Raw genomic sequence first — 14,312 nt, 5'->3', positions numbered from 1 at the left:
CAAGGCACTTCACGCCGTCAAGCAGAAGTGCCCCCACATCGGCGACGAGGCACCCGTCACGCGGTGACGGCGAGCACCGCGTCGGCCAGCTCCGGCCGGCACACCACCAGGTCGGGCAGCTTGGGGTCGGCCTGGTTGTAGACCAGCGGCGAGCCGTCGATGCGCGAGGTGTGCAGTCCCGCGGCGCGGGCGACCGCGACCGGGGCGGCGGAGTCCCATTCGTACTGGCCGCCCGCGTGGACGTAGACGTCGGCCAGGCCCTGCACGACGGAGGCGACTTTCGCACCCGCCGAGCCCATTTCGACCAGGGTGCCGTCGAGCGCGTCGCGCACCGCCAGTGCGAGCGCCGGAGGCCGCGTGCGCGACACCACGATCCGCGGCGTGCCGGTCGCGGCCGGTGGGGCCGCGACGGTGGGAGTGGCCAGCGTGACGCCCTGCGCGGGCAGGGCCACCGCGCCGGCGGCGAGTTCCCCGGCCTGCCACAGCGCGACGTGGACCGCCCAGTCGACACGACCGAGTTCGGAGAACTCCCGTGTGCCGTCCAGCGGGTCGACGATCCACACGCGCTCTGCGGACAGCCGGACCGGGTTATCGGCGCCCTCCTCGGAGAGCACCGCGTCGCCGGGCCGCTCGGCCGCCAGCGCCTCCATCAGAAAGTCGTGAGACCGCTTGTCGCCCGCGGCCTTTCGTTCCGCTGCGGTGGCGTCCGACAGCTCGTCGCGGACGCTGAGCAGCAGCCGCCCCGCCTCGGTGGCCAGGCGGGCCGCCAGCTCGTGGTCGCTCACTGACCGCGCTCCAGCATGTCGATCACCATGTCCGCGAGCTCCTCGGTGCTGCGCTCGGGCGTCAGCCGAAGATCGGGACTCTTGGGCCGCTGGTAAGGGCTGTCGATGCCGGTGAAGTGCGTGATCTCGCCGGCACGCGCCTTGGCGTACAGGCCTTTCGGGTCGCGCCGTTCGCAGTCCTCCAGCGGCGTGTCGCAGAACACCTCGAAGAAGTCCAGGCCCGCCTCGGTGGTCACCTTGCGGGCCAACGCGCGGTGCTCCTCCAGCGGGCTGATCGCCGGCACCAGCACCACCTGTCCCGAGTCGGCGAGGATCGCCGCGACGTGGGCCAGCCTGCGCTGGTTCTCGGCGCGGTCGGCCATGGAGAAGCCGAGGTCGGCATTGAGGCCGTGCCGCAGGTTGTCCCCGTCGAGAACGTAGGCGGGAGTTCCCTTTTCGAGCAGCTTCTGCTCGACCAGCATCGCCACCGACGACTTGCCCGAGCCGGACAGCCCGGTGAACCACACCGTGCGCCCCTTCGACAGCCGATCCTCGGCCTTGCACAGCGACTCGTGACGCACCGTGTTCGGGCTCGAGGTGCGCGCCGCCACCTGCGGCAGGATCATGCCGGCGGCGACGGTGCCGTTGGTGTTCGGGTCGATCAGGATGAACGAGCCGGTGGCCGAGTTGCGGCTGTACTCGTCGAGCAGCAACGGCACTTGGGTACGCAGCGAGATGCGCCCCAGCTCATTGAGTTTGAGCGCTGTCGCGGTCTTGTCCCGGTGCAGCGTGTTGACGTCGAGCCGGTAGTCCAGGCCCGTCACCTTGGCCCGTGTCGTGCGGGTGGTGTGCTTGATCAGGTAGTCGCGACCGGGCTCCAGCGACGAGCCGTCGGCCATCCAGCAGACGGTGGCGTCGAACTCCCGGGTGACGCGTGGCTGATTGTTCGGCCGGGCGATGAGGTCGCCGCGCGAGATGTCGATGTCGTCAGCGAGGCTGATCGACACCGCCATCGGGGGGAAGGCCTCCTCGATCGGCCCGGTGGGACCTTCGATGGCGGCGATGCGTGACGACAGACCGCTGGGCAGCACGACGACGTCGTCGCCGACCTTCATCACGCCGCCGGCCACCGTGCCCGCGTAGCTGCGGTGGTCGTGGTGCTCGATGCTCTGCGGGCGAATCACGTACTGGACGGGGAACCGCACGTCGGTGAGGTTGCGGTCGCCGGCGACGTAGACCTCTTCGAGGTGCGCCAGCAGCGGCGGACCCTCGTACCACGGGGTGTTGTCGGATTTCGTGACGACGTTGTCGCCGTTGAGCGCCGACAGCGGGATCGTCGTCACATCGTGGATGTCGAGGCGCGCGGCGAAGTCGTGGAAATCGTCGCGGATCTTCTCGAATTGCTCTCTGTCCCAACCGATCAGGTCCATCTTGTTGACCGCGAGCACGATGTGCTGGATGCCGAGCAGCGACGCCAGGAACGCGTGGCGGCGCGACTGCTCCAGCAGCCCGTGGCGGGCGTCGACCAGCACGATGGCCAGTTGCGCCGTCGACGTGCCGGTCACCATGTTGCGGGTGTACTGGATGTGGCCGGGGGTGTCGGCGATGATGAACTTGCGCTTGGACGTCGCGAAGTAGCGGTAGGCCACGTCGATCGTGATGCCCTGTTCCCGCTCGGCGCGCAGGCCGTCGGTCACCAGCGCCAGGTCGGTGTAGTCGTGGCCGCGTTCCTTCGACGTCCGCTCGACGGCGGCGAGCTGGTCCTCCATGACCGCCTTGGAGTCGTACAACAACCGGCCGATCAGGGTCGACTTGCCGTCGTCCACCGAACCGGCGGTCGCGATGCGAAGCAATGTCGCCATCAGAAATAGCCCTCTCGCTTGCGGTCTTCCATGCCGGCCTCGGAGATGCGGTCGTCGGCGCGGGTGGCGCCGCGTTCGGTGAGCCGCGAGATGGCGGTCTCGGCGATCACCTCGGAAACCGTGGCGGCCGTCGACTCGACACAACCGGTGCAGGTGACGTCGCCGACCGTGCGGAACCGCACTGACTTCTCGACGACCTCCTCGTCCTTGCGCGGCTGAAGGTACTTGTGCACCGCCAGCAGCATTCCGTCGCGCTCGAATACCTTGCGGCGGTGCGCGTAGTAGATCGACGGCAGCTTGATCTTCTCTGCGCCGATGTAGGACCAGATGTCGAACTCGGTCCAGTTCGACAGCGGGAACACCCGGATGTGCTCACCCTTGTGGTGACGGCCGTTGTAGAGGTTCCACAGCTCGGGCCGCTGCGCCTTGGGGTCCCACTGGCCGAACTCGTCGCGGAACGAGAACACCCGCTCCTTGGCGCGGGCCTTCTCCTCGTCGCGGCGCGCGCCACCGAACGCGGCGTCGAACTTGTTCTCCCGGATGGCGCGCAACAGCGTCACGGTCTGCAGCGGGTTGCGCGACGGAATGGTCTCGACGACGCGGCCGGCGTCGATGTCGTCCTGCACCTTCGCGACCACCAGACGCACGCCGGCTTCCTCGACGAGTTCGTCGCGCGTCTGCAGCACCTCGTCGAAGTTGTGCCCGGTGTCGACGTGCATGACGGGAAACGGCAGCTTGCCGGGCCGGAACGCCTTGATCGCCAGATGCAGCATGACGATCGAGTCCTTGCCGCCGGAGAACAGCAGCACAGGCCGCTCGAACTCGGCGGCCACCTCGCGGATGATGTGGATGGCCTCGGCCTCCAGCGAACGCAGGTGGCTGAGCTCGTACCGGCCCGCGTTGAGTGCTTCGGTGGTGGTCATCGTATCCTCGTAAAGTTGGTAGATTTGACCATGTTTATGACCATTACCCGATATTAAACGCCGGTACCGCCGCTGCTGTCAACGAGCCCAGTCAGCGCGAGCGTGCGCTACAGCGTGACCTCGGTCAGCCGGCCCGTCGCGACGTCGAAGACGAAGCCGCGCGCGGACTCGTGCTTGGTGACGAACGGACTCGCCTCGATGCGGCGCAGTGACTGCCGCACGTCCTCCTCGACGTCGATGAAGGCCTCGGCAGCCCACTCCGGTTTGATGCCGGTCTCGTCCTGGATCTGCTGTTTGAACCCGTCGTCGGTGAACGTCAGCATGCCGCAGTCGGTGTGATGTATCAGGATGATCTCTTTGGTGCCGAGAAGCCGCTGGCTGATCGCCAGCGAGCGGATCTCGTCATCGGTCACCACCCCGCCCGCATTGCGGATGACATGGGCCTCCCCGTCGCCGAGGCCGAGGATCCGGTAGACGTCGAGTCGAGCGTCCATACACGCGACCACGGCGACGTGCTTGCTCGGCGGCAGCGGGAGCGGACCGGTGAAGGTGCTCGCGTACGCCTCGTTGTTCTTCAGGTACTCGTCGGTCACAGACATTTCTCGACGATAGCCCCGCGGCGGCGCCTCGACACCGGAGAAATTCATGGTGATCCGATCGCGACGCCACCGGACGCGAGCGTGCGCAAAGTGCTGAAATTCCGCGGCGTGTCGTGTGCCGACACCCATGTTCGCGGGAAGTCGCGGGCTCGCGGGAAGCGGCGGGCTCTCAGCGGGGAAGGGTGACGGTGAAGCGGGTGTCGCCCGGCGCACTGCTCACGTCGATGGTGCCGCCGTGCGCCTTGACGACGGCCGCGACGATCGCCAGCCCCAGACCGGTGCTGCCACCGCGGCGGGATCGCGACGAATCGCCGCGGGCGAACCGCTCGAAGATCTCGGGCTGCAGCCACTCCGGGATACCGGGACCGTCGTCGGCGACCGTCACCATCGCGGCGCCGTCCGAGCCGACCGTCAGCGACGTCGTCACCGAGGTACCGGGCGGAGCGTGGGTGCGGGCGTTGGCCAGCAGGTTAGCCAGAACCTGGTGCAACCGGGCTTCGTCGCCGGTGACGACGACAGGTTCGTCGGGCAGGTCGAGCGACCACTGGTGGTCCGGCCCGGCGACATGGGCGTCGCTGACCGCGTCGACAACCAATCGCGACAGGTCAACCGCCTCCCGCTCCAGCGGCCGCCCGGTGTCGAGCCGGGCCAGCAGCAGCATGTCCTCGACCAGTTGCGTCATCCGGACGGCCTCGGACTCCACGCGGCTCATCGCGTGCGCGACGTCGTCGGGCACGTCGTCGCGTTTGCGTTGCGCCAGTTCGGTGTAGCCGCGGATGGCGGCCAGCGGCGTGCGTAGCTCGTGGCTGGCGTCGGCGACGAACTGGCGGACCCGCGTCTCGCTGGCGTGCCGTGCCGACAGCGCCGCCGCGATGCGGTCCAGCATCCGGTTCAACGCCGACCCCAGCTGCCCCACCTCGGTGTGCGCGCTCGCCGGGTCCACCTTGACGATCGGCGTGGGGAGCCGGACCTCGCCGCGGTCGAGGTCAAGGTCGGCCACCTGTCGGGCCGCATCGGAAACCCTTGCCAGCGGGGCGAGTTGACGACGGATGATCAGTATTCCCATGGTGGTTCCGCCGATCAGCGCCACCGCCCCGACCACACAGAAGATGACGGCGACGGTCAGCAGCGTGTCGTCGACGTCGGACGTCGGTAGGCCGGTCACGATCACGTCGCCCGGCCCGCGCGCCGGAATCGCGATCACCCGGTACCGACCGAGCCCGTCGAGTTCGCGGGTCACCGGGATGCCGGTGGGTTCGATGCGGGCGAGTTGTTGTGCCGCGGCCGAATCGACCTCAGCGCGCGTGCCGTCGGCGTTGATGACACCGGCGTCGACCGCGACGCCGCGGGAGACGATCGCGCCGACCGTTCGGGCGGCCTGCCCGGGTGCGTTGAGGAAGGCGGGTCCGGGGCCCGGCTCGTCGCGGATGATCATGCGGCGCGGGAACCCCGGCGGCATCTGGACCCGCGGTGGCAGCGGCGGCGGACCGAACTCGAACAGCCCACTGGAGCGCCGCCCGGTCTCGGCGAGCTGGTCGTCGAGCTGGTTCATCAGGAAGTGTTGCAGCGCAAGGACGGTGCCGACACCGACGGCCGCACACACCAGGGCCAGGAGCACGATCTGGGAGGCCAGCAGCCGCGCCCGCAAGGACCACGTCCGCGGCGACCGGATGCGGCCCAGCGCCGCGTCAGCGGGCGGGCTTGAGGACATACCCGGCACCGCGCAGGGTGTGGATCATCGGCTCGCGTCCGCTGTCGATCTTCTTGCGGAGATAGGACACATACAGTTCGACGATGTTGGACCGGCCGCCGAAGTCGTAGCTCCACACCCGGTCGAGGATCTGCGCCTTGCTCAACACCCGCTTCGAGTTGCGCATCATGAAACGCAGCAGTTCGAACTCGGTGGCGGTCAACGTGATCAGCTCACCGCCGCGCGTGACTTCGTGGCTGTCCTCGTCGAGGACGAGATCACCGACGACGATCTTGGCACCGCCCGATTCACTCGCAATTCCGGTGCGCCGCAGCAGCGCGCGCAGCCGCAGCACCACCTCCTCGATGCTGAACGGTTTGGTGACGTAGTCGTCGCCGCCAGCGGTCAGGCCGGCGATGCGGTCCTCGACCGAATCCTTGGCCGTGAGTAGCAGCAGCGGAAGGCCGGGGATCTGCTCGCGCAGCCGGTGCAGCACGTCCAGCCCGCTCATGTCCGGCAGCATCACGTCGAGCACGACGACGTCGGGCGGCGTCTCGCGGGCCGAGGCGATGGCGCTCGCCCCGTCGCACGCGGTCGCGATCTCCCAGCCTTCGTACCGCAGGGCCATCGAGACCAGCTCGGCGAGGACGGGCTCGTCGTCGACGACCAGCACGTGGATGGGCTTGCCGTCGGCGCGGTGCATGACGACCCGCCCGGTCTCCTGCGCGCCGGCGCCAGAGAAAGGGGTGGCCATGGCTCCATTATCGGCAGCCGGCATGGGCCGACCCTGTGCCTTTCCTATGTGCCCGCTGTGAAACGGGCCCCGCGGCGTGCCGCGGAAACCGGAAACGCGCCGCTGGTTCCTACGGCTGAACAGTCGCGATCGTCGACGGCGGCGTGGTGATCGGCGGCGTGGCGACCGGCGACTCCGGCGCCTCCGGGGCCACAGTCTCGGTGCTGGTCTCGCCGGTCGTCATCTCCGACGTCGTCACGGGGCCGGGCGGCAGCGGCTCCACGTCCTGGGCCGAGCTCGTACCGACCGCAACCGCGATCCCGCCCATCCCGAGCAGAGCGCCGGCACCCACCGTCGCCGAGAACAATTTGATCTGCTTCGAATTCACCGTGACCTCTCCGTTTCGGTCTCTGGCGGACCACGGCCAGCTGACGGCGCGGCCCAATCGAACAGCGCAGGCGGAGGTCGTCGTCGACCCCCTCACCCCTGACGGGTAACCAGAGCGGTCGGAAGTGAAACAGCAGCGCGAACGTAACGCCATGGCGGGTTTTCGCCGCCCGAAAAGGCGCCATGGCGTTACAGCCGGCGCAGACGGCCGAGCGCTACTTGGTTGCCTCCTCCTCGGACGGCAGCGGCGCCGGCCCCTTGATGGTGGGCCTCGCCACGCCCGTCGCAGGCACGTTCGACGGGGTGGTCTGGGTGCTCGTCACGCCGACGGTCATGTTCGACGTCGCGACGGCGGTCCCGTCGGGCCGCTCCCCCCACGTCACGCCGAACGCGGCCAGCATGATGATCGCGCTGCCGCCAATTGCGGCGGCGAACGTCTTGAGCCTGTCATGTGCCATGTGAACTCACCCCATTCCCGATGCACCCCACTGAACGCGGCGGTCCTGGCGACACGCTGGACACCGGCTGTGATTTCGCCAATGCGGCGCGCTCGGCCGCGGCGCACGGGCCACATCGCGGCCATCACCGCGGCGATCTCCTAACCTGAGCGCATGCAGTCGGCTGACGGACCCTCCGCATGACGCGGTATCTGGCCCGCCGGCTGCTCAACTACGTCGTGTTGCTGGCCCTGGCCTCGTTCATCGTGTTCCTGCTGGCGTCGTGGCAGTTCGACCCGCTGGAGACCCTGGAGTCGCGCAACCCGCGACCACCGCAGGAGGTCATCGACGCCAAGCGGGCCGAACTGGGCCTCGACAAGCCGGTCCTCGAGCAGTACGTCGCCTGGGTCTCCGGCGCCGTCCACGGCGACTTCGGGGTCACGGTCGGCGGGCAGCCCGTGTCCGACGAACTGTGGCGACGGGTCGGCGTGAGCCTGCGGTTGCTGATCATCGGCTCGGTGGTGGGCACCGTCATCGGCGTGGTGGCCGGCGCGTGGGGGGCGGTCCGGCAGTACCGGCTCAGCGACCGCGTCGTCACGATCCTGTCCCTGCTGGTGATAAGCACGCCGACGTTCGTGCTGGCCAACCTGTTCATCCTCGCCGCCCTCGGCGTGAACAACATGCTGGGCGTGCAACTGTTCGAGTACACCGGTGAGACGTCGCCCGATGCGGTGGGCGGGGCGTGGAACCAGTTCGTCGACCGGCTCCAGCACCTGGTGTTGCCGTCGATGACGCTGGCGCTCGGCTCCATCGCGATCTACAGCCGCTATCAGCGCAACGCGATGCTCGACGTGCTCGGGCAGGACTTCATCCGCACCGCCAGAGCCAAGGGCCTCACCCGACGCCAGGCCCTGTTCAAGCACGGGCTGCGCACCGCGCTGATCCCGATGGCCACGCTGTTCGCCTACAGCGTCGCCGGACTGGTCACCGGAGCTGTGTTCACCGAGAAGATCTTCGGTTGGCACGGTGTCGGCGAGTGGGTGATCATCGGGATCGGCAGCCAGGACATCAACATCGTCGCGGCGATCACGATGTTGTCGGCCGTGATGATCCTGTTGGCGGGCTTGCTCTCCGACGTCGTCTACGCCGCGTTGGACCCCAGGGTGCGGGTGTCATGAGCGAGACCACGACCACCGACGCGACGAGTGCGCGGTCCGGCGTCGACGTCGCGGATTTCGCCTCGCGCCGCACGCTGGTATTGCGCCGATTCCTGCGCAACAAACCCGCAGTGGTGTCGCTGACCCTCCTGCTGCTGTTGTTCATCGGCTGCTACGCGTTGCCACCGTTGCTGCCGTACAGCTACAACGACCTGGACTTCTACGCCCTGCAGCAACCGCCGGGTCCCGAGCACTGGTTCGGCACCAACGCGCTCGGGCAGGACCTGCTGGCCCAGACCCTGCGCGGCATGCAGAAATCCATGCTGATCGGCGTCTGTGTCGCGTTCATCTCGACGATCATCGCGGCGACCGTCGGCACCATCGCCGGATACTTCGTCGACTGGCGCGATCCGCTGCTGATGTGGCTCGTCGACCTGATGTTGGTGGTCCCGAGCTTCCTGCTCATCTCGATCGTCGTACAACGCACGAAGGGCGACATCGTCTGGATGATCGTGCTGCTGTCGGTGTTCAGCTGGATGATCAGTTCACGCATCGTACGTGGCATGACGATGAGCCTGCGCGACCGCGAATTCGTCGCCGCTGCACGGTATATGGGTGTGCGAGACGGCCGGATCATCGTCCGCCACATCCTGCCGAACGTCGCGTCGATCATCATCATCGACACCGCGCTCAACGTCGGGGTCGCGGTGCTCGCCGAAACCGGGTTGAGCTTCCTCGGCTTCGGCATCCAGCCGCCCGACGTGTCGCTGGGCACGCTGATCGCCGACGGCACCAAGTCGGCGACCACGTTCCCATGGTTGTTCCTTTTCCCCGCCGGTGTGCTGGTGCTGATCATCCTGTGCGCCAACCTGGTTGGCGACGGGCTGCGCGACGCCCTCGACCCCGGGGCGCGACCGTTGCGCAGGCGGGGGCGCGGTCGATGAGCGCTTGCGCGAAGAGCAGAGGACCCCGGTGAGCCTGTTGGAGGTCCGCGACCTCACCGTGGCGTTCCCGACGGATGCCGCGTCGGTGCACGCCGTGCGCGGCATGAGCTTCGACGTGAGCGAGCGCGAGGTCGTCGCGCTGGTCGGCGAATCGGGCGCAGGCAAGTCGGCCAGCGCCATGGCCGTCGTGGGCCTGCTGCCCGAGTACGCCGAGGTGTCCGGCTCGATTCGGCTGCACGGCGACGAGCTGATCGGGCTGTCGGACCAACGCATGTCGGCGATCCGGGGCAAGACCATCGGCACGGTGTTCCAGGACCCGATGTCGGCGCTGACCCCGGTCTACACCGTCGGTGACCAGATCGCCGAGGCGATCCGGATCCATCAGCGCGGGGTGGGCAAGCAGGCGGCCTTGGCGCGGGCGGTCGAACTGCTCGAGCTGGTCGGCATCGCCCAGCCGGACCGGCGCGCCCGCTCGTTTCCGCACGAGCTGTCCGGCGGTGAGCGCCAACGGGTGGTCATCGCGATCGCGATAGCCAACGATCCGGACCTGCTGATCTGCGACGAGCCGACGACCGCGCTGGACGTCACCGTGCAGGCCCAGATCCTCGAGGTGCTCAAGACCGCGCGCGACGTTACCGGCGCCGGCGTGCTGATCATCACCCACGACCTCGGGGTGGTCGCCGAGTTCGCCGACCGCGCGCTGGTGATGTATGCGGGGGCAGCCGTCGAGGTCGGACCCGTCGCGACCCTGTATGCGGATCGGAGAATGCCCTACACCGTCGGCCTGCTCGGCTCGGTGCCGCGACTGGACGCCGAACAGGGTGCCCGACTGGTGCCGATCCCCGGTGCTCCCCCGTCCATGGCCGCCCTGCCGCCCGGCTGCCCCTTCGCGCCGCGCTGTCCGCTGGCGATCGACGACTGCCGCGCCGACGAGCCGGAGCTTCTGCCGATGGGGCCTGCGCACGGCGCCGCCTGTATCCGCACCGAGCAGGTCGTCGGCCGCAGCGCCGCCGACATCTACGGCGTGTCCACCGCGCCGCCCGACACGCCCGACACCTCGGACGCGCCCGTCGTGCTGCGGGTGCGCGACCTGGCCAGGACCTACAAGCTCACCAAGGGCGTGGTGATCCGCCGCCAGGTCGGCGAGGTGCGCGCGGTCGACGGCGTCAGCTTCGAGCTGCAGCAGGGCCGCACACTGGGCATCGTCGGCGAGTCCGGATCGGGTAAGTCGACCACCTTGCATGAGATCCTCGGCCTGACGGCGCCGCAGTCCGGTTCCATCGAGGTGCTCGGTAGGGACGTCGCGTCGCTGGACCGCCAGGCCCGACGCGAGCTGCGCGGCGACGTACAGGTGGTGTTCCAGGACCCGGTGGCGTCGCTGGACCCGCGGCTACCGGTGTTCGACGTACTCTCGGAACCATTGCAGGCCAACGGATTCGACAAGAACCACATCCAGGGACGCGTCGCCGAGCTGCTCGAGATCGTCGGGCTGGGGCGGGCCGACGCCGCCCGCTATCCCGCCGAGTTCTCCGGCGGCCAGAAGCAGCGCATCGGCATCGCCCGGGCACTGGCGCTGCAGCCCAAGATCCTCGCCCTCGACGAGCCGGTGTCGGCGCTCGACGTCTCGATCCAGGCGGGCATCATCAACCTCCTGCTCGACCTCCAGCAGCAGTTCGGCCTGTCGTACCTGTTCGTCTCCCACGACCTGTCCGTCGTGCGCCATCTCGCCCACCGGGTCGCGGTGATGTACAAGGGGTCGATCGTCGAACAGGGCGACGGTGACCAGGTGTTCAGCAATCCCCGGCACGACTACACCCGGCGGTTGCTCGCCGCGGTTCCGCGGCCCGAGGTGGATCGCAGCTAGAGTCGGAGCGCATGAAGATCCGACGCCTGGCTCAGGCCCTGGGACTGGCAACCGTCATCACCGCGCTGACCCTGACCGCCTGCTCGGGTGGCAACGACGAAGTCCCGTCGGCCGGCGGGTCCGCCGAGGTCGGCACGACCAACGACATCAACCCCCAGGACGCCGCCAATCTGCAGCAGGGCGGCAACCTGCGCCTCGCGTTGAACGACTTCCCGCCGAACTTCAACTCGCTGCACATCGACGGCAACACCGGTGACGTGGGCGCGCTGATGCGGTCGACGATGCCGCGCGCGTTCCGGATCGCCGCCGACGGCTCGGCCACCGTCAACACCGACTTCTTCACCAGCGTCGAACTCACCAACAGCGACCCGCAGGTGGTGACCTACACCATCAACCCCGAGGCGGTGTGGAGTGACGGCACGCCGATCACCTGGGAGGACATCGCCTCGCAGATCAACGCGACCAGCGGCAAGGACAAGGCGTTCGCCATCGCGGCGACCAACGGCAGCGACCGCGTCGAGAAGGTCGAACGCGGCGTCGACGACCGCCAGGCCGTCGTCACGTTCGCCAAACCGTGGTCGGACTGGAAGGGCATGTTCGCGGGCAGCGCCGTGCTGTTGCCCAAGAGCTCGACGGCCGACCCGGAGGCGTTCAATCGGGCCCAGCTCAACGGTCCGGGTCCTTCGGCCGGACCGTTCATCATCTCCAACCTGGACCGCGGCGCCAAGCGAATCACGTTGACGCGCAACCCGAAATGGTGGGGAACTGCGCCGCTGCTGGACAGCGTCACCTATCTGGTGCTCGACGACGCCGCACGGATCCCCGCACTGCAGAACAACACGATCGACGCCACCGGCCTGGCGACTCTCGACGAGATGGAGATCGCGCGGCGGACCCAGGGCGTCACCGTCCGGCGTGCTCCCGGGCTGTCCTGGTACCACTTCACCTTCAACGGCGCACCGGGCTCGATTCTCGCCGATCCCGCGTTGCGGCGCGCCATCGCCAAGGGCATCGACCGCAAGACCATCGCAGAGGTCACCCAGCGCGGGCTGGCCGACAATCCGGCGCCGTTGAACAACCACATCTTCGTCGCCGGCCAGGAGGGCTACCAGGACAACAGCGGTGAGGTCGCGTTCGATCCGGAGAAGGCCAAGCAGGAACTCGACGCACTCGGGTGGCGGCAGGTCGGACAGTTCCGCGAGAAGGACGGCCGCCAGCTCGTGATCCGCGACGTGCTCTTCGACTCGCTCGGCACCCGGCAGTACGGGCAGATCGCGCAGAACAATCTCGCGCAGATCGGGGTGAGGCTCGAGCTCGACATCCGGCCTGCTGCGGGCTTCTTCACCGACTTCGTCACCGTCGGGAACTTCGACATCGCGCAGTTCGCTTGGAGCGGTGACGCGTTCCCGCTGGCGAGCCTGACCCAGATCTACCGCACCGGCGCCGAGAGCAACTTCGGCAAGATCAGCAGCCCCCAGATCGACGCGAAGATCGAGGAGACCGTCAGCGAGCTCGATCCCGCGAAGGCCCGCGCACTGGCCAACGAACTGGACAAGATGCTGTTCGACGAGGTGTTCAGCCTGCCGCTGACCCAGTCGACCGGAAACATCGCCGTGCGTAGCAATCTCGCGAACTTCGGCGCGTTCGGTCTCGCCGATCCGGACTACACCAAGATCGGCTTCATGAAGCCGTGACGCGGTTGACCACGCGCGGAACCACTGCAGGCAGAGCCGATTCGACGGCCGTGGCGGCATGCAGCCCCCAGATCAACGCGCGCACGCCGAAACCGGCCGGCCGCGAGTCCAGCGCCGCGGACCTGTTGGGCAGTTCCGCGGCGGTGCCGTCGTAGACCGCTGTCACGATGTCCAGGGCGGCGCGCTCGCGCAGGTCGACGATGCTGTGGCCCGCAGTCGGCAACTCGACAAGGACCGCGTCGGTGATCAGTGACGCGATCCGACGGGCGACGGCCGGCGGGGTGATCAGGTCACGGCCGCCCGAGACGACCACGGTCGGCCAGCCGAAGCGCGGCATCTCGGCCTCGAGATCGTAGGGTTCGGCCTCGAACTTCGCTGTCTCGGAGTCGGTTTCGCGGTAAGCCGCAGCAGGATCGAGGGGCTTGCCGTCGGGGTCGGCGCCGTAGTTCAGCTCGCGGTAGGCGATGCGGTTCACGAGGTCCGGCTCGTGCCGGTAGGGCGCCTTGCGTTCGAGCACGAACCGCGACACCCGGTCCAGCGCCGACCACAGCCAGCGCCTGCCGACGAGCAGCAGGTCCAGTTGACGCTTCAGCACCGCCGGTCCGCCGAAGCCGTACACCGCCATCGCCAACTGGGTGGCCGCGGGGGTCAGGACGTCGTCGTCGACGAGCCGACGCACCTTCGGTGCGATGTGCGCGGTCTCCGGATCGGCGCCGTCCCACAACGATCGGCGGGTCGCCCGTCGGACCGCGTCGATGTCGTTGGCCGACAACAGCGGTGAGTCGAGGACCATCGCGTGCACCCGGTCGGGATGACGCACCCCGAACCCGGCGGCGACATAGGTCCCGTAGGACGTGCCGTAGATGACCGCCTTGTCGACCGAGGCGTCGTCGAGCACGGCGGCGATGTCGTCGATCACCTGGTCGATCGTCATCGCCTCGGGCGGCAGGTCGGTGCCGCCGTCGTCGTGCCGCGACATCCCCACGCCGCGGTGCTCGACCATGATGACGTCGAGGCCCGCGGCCGCGGCGCGCCGACGAAAACCGCGGTACAGCGCGACGGATGCGGCGCCGGGTCCGCCGGGGATGAGCACCAGCGGGTGCGCCGACTTGCGCCCCGTCCGCACGTAGTACAGATCGAACTCCTCGTCCGACCCGGAACGCACCGGCCTGCGGACAGGACGTACACCGGGTAGCGCCGCGAGTTTGTCATGGGCTCGCCGGCGCTTCGCGCTCATGGTCATCGCGTTACATTGTGC

At 68.5% G+C, this 14,312-nt stretch carries 13 protein-coding genes; 4 read left to right on the top strand and 9 right to left on the bottom strand.

The features are described from left to right. Positions 1–56 precede the first annotated feature (56 nt). The 8 genes from ABGB19_RS23985 to ABGB19_RS23950 form a co-directional block, all read right to left on the bottom strand. Positions 57–785: a 3'(2'),5'-bisphosphate nucleotidase CysQ gene (locus ABGB19_RS23985; RefSeq protein ID WP_347688491.1), complete on the bottom strand. Its 729-nt coding sequence runs from the start codon at positions 783–785 to the stop codon at positions 57–59. Beyond that, a complete protein-coding gene (cysN, locus tag ABGB19_RS23980) occupies positions 782–2,626 on the bottom strand; it encodes a sulfate adenylyltransferase subunit CysN (RefSeq protein ID WP_347688490.1) in 1,845 nt (614 codons plus the stop codon). The genes ABGB19_RS23985 and cysN overlap by 4 nt, the downstream gene beginning before the upstream one ends. Then, on the bottom strand, positions 2,626–3,549 hold the full coding sequence (cysD, locus tag ABGB19_RS23975) for a sulfate adenylyltransferase subunit CysD (RefSeq protein ID WP_347688489.1): 924 nt from the start codon (positions 3,547–3,549) through the stop codon (positions 2,626–2,628). Before cysD ends, cysN begins: the two co-directional genes overlap by 1 nt. Positions 3,550–3,656: 107 nt before the next feature. After that, positions 3,657–4,148, bottom strand: a complete 492-nt coding sequence (locus ABGB19_RS23970) for a carbonic anhydrase (RefSeq protein ID WP_347688488.1) — start codon at positions 4,146–4,148, stop codon at positions 3,657–3,659. Positions 4,149–4,317: 169 nt separating this feature from the next. Beyond that, positions 4,318–5,859, bottom strand: coding sequence for a HAMP domain-containing sensor histidine kinase (locus ABGB19_RS23965; protein ID WP_347688487.1), 1,542 nt, complete (start codon positions 5,857–5,859; stop codon positions 4,318–4,320). Then, positions 5,837–6,541 (bottom strand): response regulator transcription factor, encoded by a 705-nt coding sequence (locus ABGB19_RS23960; RefSeq protein ID WP_347688547.1) that lies wholly within the window; start codon positions 6,539–6,541, stop codon positions 5,837–5,839. Before ABGB19_RS23960 ends, ABGB19_RS23965 begins: the two co-directional genes overlap by 23 nt. A 160-nt stretch (positions 6,542–6,701) precedes the next feature. Further along, positions 6,702–6,959 carry a hypothetical protein gene (locus ABGB19_RS23955; RefSeq protein WP_347688486.1) on the bottom strand — a complete coding sequence of 86 codons (258 nt, stop codon included), beginning with the start codon at positions 6,957–6,959 and terminating at the stop codon, positions 6,702–6,704. Positions 6,960–7,173: 214 nt separating this feature from the next. Further along, positions 7,174–7,416, bottom strand: coding sequence for a hypothetical protein (locus tag ABGB19_RS23950; RefSeq protein ID WP_347688485.1), 243 nt, complete (start codon positions 7,414–7,416; stop codon positions 7,174–7,176). A 179-nt stretch (positions 7,417–7,595) separates the two neighbouring features. Here ABGB19_RS23950 and ABGB19_RS23945 point away from each other — a divergent pair, with 179 nt between their 5' ends. Genes ABGB19_RS23945 through ABGB19_RS23930 form a run of 4 tightly spaced genes read left to right on the top strand, consistent with a single transcriptional unit; the run spans position 7,596 to position 13,054 of the window. Continuing rightward, positions 7,596–8,573 (top strand): ABC transporter permease, encoded by a 978-nt coding sequence (locus ABGB19_RS23945; RefSeq protein ID WP_347688484.1) that lies wholly within the window; start codon positions 7,596–7,598, stop codon positions 8,571–8,573. Next, complete coding sequence (locus ABGB19_RS23940; protein ID WP_347688483.1) at positions 8,570–9,496, top strand: ABC transporter permease; 927 nt, start codon at positions 8,570–8,572, stop codon at positions 9,494–9,496. Before ABGB19_RS23945 ends, ABGB19_RS23940 begins: the two co-directional genes overlap by 4 nt. 28 nt (positions 9,497–9,524) lie before the next feature. Then, on the top strand, positions 9,525–11,360 hold the full coding sequence (locus ABGB19_RS23935) for an ABC transporter ATP-binding protein (RefSeq protein ID WP_347688482.1): 1,836 nt from the start codon (positions 9,525–9,527) through the stop codon (positions 11,358–11,360). Between the two features lie 11 nt (positions 11,361–11,371). Further along, complete coding sequence (locus ABGB19_RS23930; protein WP_347688481.1) at positions 11,372–13,054, top strand: ABC transporter family substrate-binding protein; 1,683 nt, start codon at positions 11,372–11,374, stop codon at positions 13,052–13,054. Here ABGB19_RS23930 and ABGB19_RS23925 read toward each other — a convergent pair. Further along, complete coding sequence (locus ABGB19_RS23925; protein WP_347688480.1) at positions 13,041–14,297, bottom strand: alpha/beta fold hydrolase; 1,257 nt, start codon at positions 14,295–14,297, stop codon at positions 13,041–13,043. The genes ABGB19_RS23930 and ABGB19_RS23925 overlap by 14 nt on opposite strands. Between the last annotated feature and the right edge of the window lie 15 nt (positions 14,298–14,312).

The sequence above is a fragment of the Mycobacterium sp. B14F4 genome (assembly GCF_039871645.1).
In the GTDB taxonomy this organism is placed as follows: Bacteria; Actinomycetota; Actinomycetes; order Mycobacteriales; family Mycobacteriaceae; genus Mycobacterium.
Note: the sequence above shows the minus strand (reverse complement) of the source record. Positions and strands in the feature narration are given on the sequence as shown.

Excerpts from the sequence above, each read along its gene's own strand:
- cysN (WP_347688490.1), bottom strand. The coding sequence starts at position 2,626 with ATGGCGACATTGCTTCGCATCGCGACCGCCGGTTCGGTGGACGACGGC.
- cysD (WP_347688489.1), bottom strand. The coding sequence starts at position 3,549 with ATGACCACCACCGAAGCACTCAACGCGGGCCGGTACGAGCTCAGCCAC.
- ABGB19_RS23970 (WP_347688488.1), bottom strand. The coding sequence starts at position 4,148 with ATGTCTGTGACCGACGAGTACCTGAAGAACAACGAGGCGTACGCGAGC.
- ABGB19_RS23965 (WP_347688487.1), bottom strand. The coding sequence starts at position 5,859 with ATGTCCTCAAGCCCGCCCGCTGACGCGGCGCTGGGCCGCATCCGGTCG.
- ABGB19_RS23960 (WP_347688547.1), bottom strand. The coding sequence starts at position 6,541 with ATGCACCGCGCCGACGGCAAGCCCATCCACGTGCTGGTCGTCGACGAC.
- ABGB19_RS23950 (WP_347688485.1), bottom strand. The coding sequence starts at position 7,416 with ATGGCACATGACAGGCTCAAGACGTTCGCCGCCGCAATTGGCGGCAGC.
- ABGB19_RS23945 (WP_347688484.1), top strand. The coding sequence starts at position 7,596 with ATGACGCGGTATCTGGCCCGCCGGCTGCTCAACTACGTCGTGTTGCTG.
- ABGB19_RS23940 (WP_347688483.1), top strand. The coding sequence starts at position 8,570 with ATGAGCGAGACCACGACCACCGACGCGACGAGTGCGCGGTCCGGCGTC.
- ABGB19_RS23930 (WP_347688481.1), top strand. The coding sequence starts at position 11,372 with ATGAAGATCCGACGCCTGGCTCAGGCCCTGGGACTGGCAACCGTCATC.
- ABGB19_RS23925 (WP_347688480.1), bottom strand. The coding sequence starts at position 14,297 with ATGACCATGAGCGCGAAGCGCCGGCGAGCCCATGACAAACTCGCGGCG.